This window comes from Pseudomonas sp. (assembly GCF_050739995.1).
GTDB lineage: Bacteria > Pseudomonadota > Gammaproteobacteria > Pseudomonadales > Pseudomonadaceae > Aquipseudomonas.
This window is the reverse complement of record NZ_JBOICG010000538.1, coordinates 1-4,373: the sequence shown is the minus strand read 5'-3', so window position 1 is coordinate 4,373 and position 4,373 is coordinate 1. Positions and strand designations below refer to the sequence as shown.

The following is a 4,373-nucleotide window of genomic DNA, read 5'->3' as shown; positions in this document are numbered from 1 at the left end:
GTGCTGTACCAGCACCAGCACATGTTCGTCCGCCGCCAGGCGCAACAGGGTGACGCGCAATAACGGGCCTTGTTGCAAATCGAAGGGCTGCGCGATCTCCGCTTCTACCCGCGCCTTGAGCTGGGTTTCGTCGACATCGGCGTGGGTGATGTGCAGCACCGCAGCCGGCTCGATCACCTGCACCGCGCCGGCGTGCTCCTGACGGATATGAGTGCGCAGGCTTTCGTGACGGGCCAGCAGCGTGTCGAAGCTGCGTTGCAGTGCGACGTGGTCCAACTGCCCGTTCAAGCGCAGTGCGCTGGGGATGTGGTAGGCGGCGCTGTGGGGTTCCAACTGCCAGAGAAACCACTGGCGCTCTTGAGCGTACGAAAGCGGCAACGGCTGCTCGCGCCCTGCCGGCAACAAGGCCGGGGCCTTGGGCGCGGTGGAATCCTGCGTCTGCATCGCGGCCACAAAGGCTTCCAGCCGCGGGTGTTCGAAGACTGCCTTGAGCGGCACTTCCAGGCCCAGTGCCTGGCGAATCCGCGACACCACCTGCATCGCCAGCAGCGAATGCCCGCCCAGTTCAAAGAAATGCTGGTTCAAACCGACCCGCTCGACACCGAGAATGTCCGTCCAGATGTCCGCGACTTGCTGTTGCAATGGCGTAACCGGTGACTGCCAGTCCTGTTGCACCTGGCTTGCATCCGGCTTGGGCAACGCCTGGCGATCCAGCTTGCCGTTGGGGTTCAGGGGCATGTGGTCGAGGAAGATCAGGTGCGCGGGCACCATATAGTCCGGCAGGTGCTCACGCAGGATCGCCATCAATTGCTCACCGGCCGCTGCGCGTTCGGTTTCGGACAGCGGCTGTGCCGACACCAGATAGGCCAGCAGTTGGCTGTCGGCCGCCAACAACAGGGCCTCGCGCACGCTGTCCTGGGCCAGCAACAGCGCTTCGATTTCACCGAGTTCAATGCGGAAACCGCGGATTTTCACTTGGTGGTCGACGCGCCCGACATACTCGACCACACCGTCAGCGCGATAGCGCGCCAGGTCGCCGCTGCGATACAAGCGCTCGCCCGTTGCACTGAACGGGTCGGCGACAAAACGTTCGGCGGTCAGGCCCGGGCGCTGCAAATAGGCGCGGGCCAGGCCACTGGCGCTGGCGATATACAGTTCGCCCACGGCGCCACTCGGGAGCAGGTTCAGGTCGCCGTCCAGCACATACAAGCCGCGCCCGGGCAATGCTCGGCCAATCGGGCTGGCCGTCACACCGACCATGGCATTGACGTCGGTGCAATCGAGCACGCTGGACACCACCGTGGCTTCGGTCGGCCCGTAGGTGTTGAGCAGGCGCACATGGCCCAACCCCGCCCGCTGCCACAGCTGCGGGCCATCCAGCGGCATGGCTTCGCCACCGATATGGATCTGGCGCAACGCCCCATAAGGGCGTGGCCCTGCTGCCAGGCAATCCTGCAGGAACAGCTTCCAGTAGGCGGTGGGCAAGTCGGCCAGGGTAATGCCCTGGGCGATGATCTGCCGGTACAACTCAGCACCGTCCCACAGTTGCGGCCCACGTAAAACCACGCTGGCGCCCAGGGTCAGCGCCGGGTACAACTGCTCGACGAAACCGTCGAAGTTAAGGGTTGCGAACTGCAACACCCGGTCACCCGGAACCAGACACGAATAATCCGCCGCGATACCCGCGAACTCGCTCAAGGCCGCATGGTTGATGGCGACACCCTTGGGTTTGCCCGTGGAACCAGAGGTGTAGATCACATAGGCCAGGCTTTGCGGTTCAAACGCCAGAGATGGGTTCTCGTCGCTGAAGGACACCAGTTGCGCGTCAGCCAGATCGATGTCCAAGGTCGACAGCTGCGCCGACAACGGCAAGCGCGTCCGCAGATGGGACTGGGTCAACACCCATTGCACAGCACTGTCGTCGAGCATGTGCACCAGGCGCTCGCGAGGGTACTCCGGGTCAAGCGGCACATAGGCACCGCCCGCCTTGAGTACCGCCAGCAAGCTGACCACCATGGCAAACGAACGCTCGACCGCAATCCCCACCAGCACATCGGGACCTACGCCCTGGGCGATCAGGTAATGCGCAAGGCGGTTGGCCTGCCGGTTCAACTCGCCGTAGCTGATGACCTGATCGTCCAACACCAACGCCGGATGCTCAGGCTGCCTCAAGACCTGGGCTTCGAACAGACGATGCACCGCCTGGAGCTCGCCAACCGTCGCCGGGGCATTCCACGCCTGCAACAGCGCATGGGTTTGTGGCGCGCTCAACATTGCCAGTTCGGCGAGACGGCATTGAGGCGCGCTGACGATACCCGCCAGCAGGTTCTGCCAATGCCCGGCCAGACGCTCCATGGTTGCGGCGTCGAACAAATCGGTGGCGTAAGTCAACGCCGCCCACAGGCCCTCGGCGGATTCATGGGTGTCCAGGCTCAGGTCGAAGTGAGTGGTGTGGCTGTCCCAGTCAAGCTCCGTCACGCGCAGGCCCGGCAGTTGTTGAGCATCGCGGCTGCCTTGGGCATCGGTCTGATGGTTGAACATCACTTGGAACAACGGGTTATGGCTCAGGCTGCGTTCCGGCTGCAACGCTACGACCAGTTGTTCGAACGGCAGGTCCTGGTGGGCCTGGGCTTCCAGGGCGCGGCGCTTGGTCTGTTGCAACAGCTCGGCAAAGGTCATCTGCCCATCAAGATCGGCCTTGAGCACTTGGGTGTTGACGAAAAAACCGATCAACCGCTCGGTCTCGACACGGTTACGGTTGGCAATCGGCACGCCGATGCGGATATCCGACTGCCCGCTGTAGCGATAGAGCAAGGTCTGGAACGAGGCCAGCAACAGCATGAATGGCGTCACACCCTCGTGCTGCGCCAGACGCTTGAGGCCCGCGACCAGGTCATCTTCCAGATGCACTTGCAGGCTCGCACCGCGATGGCTTTGTTGGGCCGGGCGCGGGCGGTCCAACGGCAACTCCAGCACCGGTTGCTCGCCGCCCAACAGGGCCTGCCAGTAATCCAGCTGGCGTGCCCGCTCCCCCGCTTCCATCCAGCCGCGTTGCCACAGGGCGTAATCGGCGTACTGGATCGGCAGTGCTGGGAGTTGCAGTTCATGGCCCTGGCTGTAGGCGGCGTAGAGTTGCACCAGCTCTTCGACCATCACCTGCATTGACCAACCATCGGAGACGATGTGGTGCTGCACCATCACCAGCACGTGATCGTCTTCGGCCAATTGCAGCAGGGTCACGCGCAACAGCGGGGCCTGATGCAGATCGAACGGCCGCGCAACTTCCGCCTCCACGGCCGCCATCAGTTGCGCTTCTTCAATGCGCACCTGCTGGATCTCGACCCGTGCTTGCGGCAATACCGCCTGCAGCACGCGCTCCCCGTCCTCGACCAATTGGGTACACAGGCTTTCGTGATGGGCCAACAGGCTGTCGAAACTGCGTTGCAACGCTGGCAGGTCCAGGCGCCCCTGCAAACGCAGGGCTCCGGGGATGTGGTAGGTGGCACTCTCTGGGTCCAGTTGCCAGAGAAACCATTGGCGTTCCTGGGCGTAGGACAGCGGCAATACGTCGGCATCGTGGCGTGTGGGGGCAATCGGCAGTTGAGCGAAACTCATGCCACGGCTTTGCAGGCGCTGGTAGAACTGCTGGCGCTGCTCCAGAGGCAAGCGGAGAAAGCGCGACACCAGGTCGATATTAGGGTTGGAAAGCATGGTTCAAATCGCCTCTAGTTCGCTCAAAAAGTCACGAAGGTCATCAAAATCTTCCACGCTGCCGGCGCGGAAGGTGGCTGCGGCCTGCACGTAGGTACGCAGCGATTCGGTCTGGAACAGCTCCATCAGCGGCACCTCCAGGCCCAGTTCGGCCTGGACCCTTGAGGTGATCTGGATCGCCAGCAAGGAGTGGCCGCCGACTTCGAAGAAATTGTCATCCAGGCCCACTTGCGGCAGACGCAGTACTTCGGCCCAGATCGCGGCGATCTGCTGCTCCAGTTCGGTTTCAGGGGCCACGTACTGCTGTTGCAACAAGCTCGAATCCGGCTCGGGCAAGCCCTTGCGGTCGAGTTTGCCGTTCGGGGTCAGCGGCATCTGTGCCAGGAACATGAAATGCGCGGGCACCATGTAGTCCGGCAGGCGGGCTTTCAGGGCGCGGCGCAAGGCATCACGGAACTCGGCTTGATTGGCCAGGTTGGCGTCTGCCGGTACGACGTACGCCACCAACTGTTTGCCGGTCGGGCCTTCCTGGGCGACCACCACGGTTTCGCCGACGCTGTCCTGCTCGCGCAGGCGCGCTTCGATTTCGCCCAGTTCGATGCGGAAGCCACGGATCTTCACCTGATGGTCGACACGACCCAGGTAATCCACCACACCGTCCG

General features: G+C 63.1%; 2 protein-coding genes. Both read right to left on the bottom strand.

Translation table 11 applies throughout. From position 1 onward, the window contains the following. A partial coding sequence (locus ACRESD_RS17550) for an amino acid adenylation domain-containing protein (RefSeq protein WP_431752073.1) occupies nt 1-3,711 on the bottom strand: 3,711 nt, incomplete at its 3' end. 3 nt (nt 3,712-3,714) lie between these two features. Continuing rightward, nucleotides 3,715-4,373: phosphopantetheine-binding protein (locus tag ACRESD_RS17545; RefSeq protein WP_431752072.1), on the bottom strand; the 659-nt coding region annotated here is incomplete at its 5' end.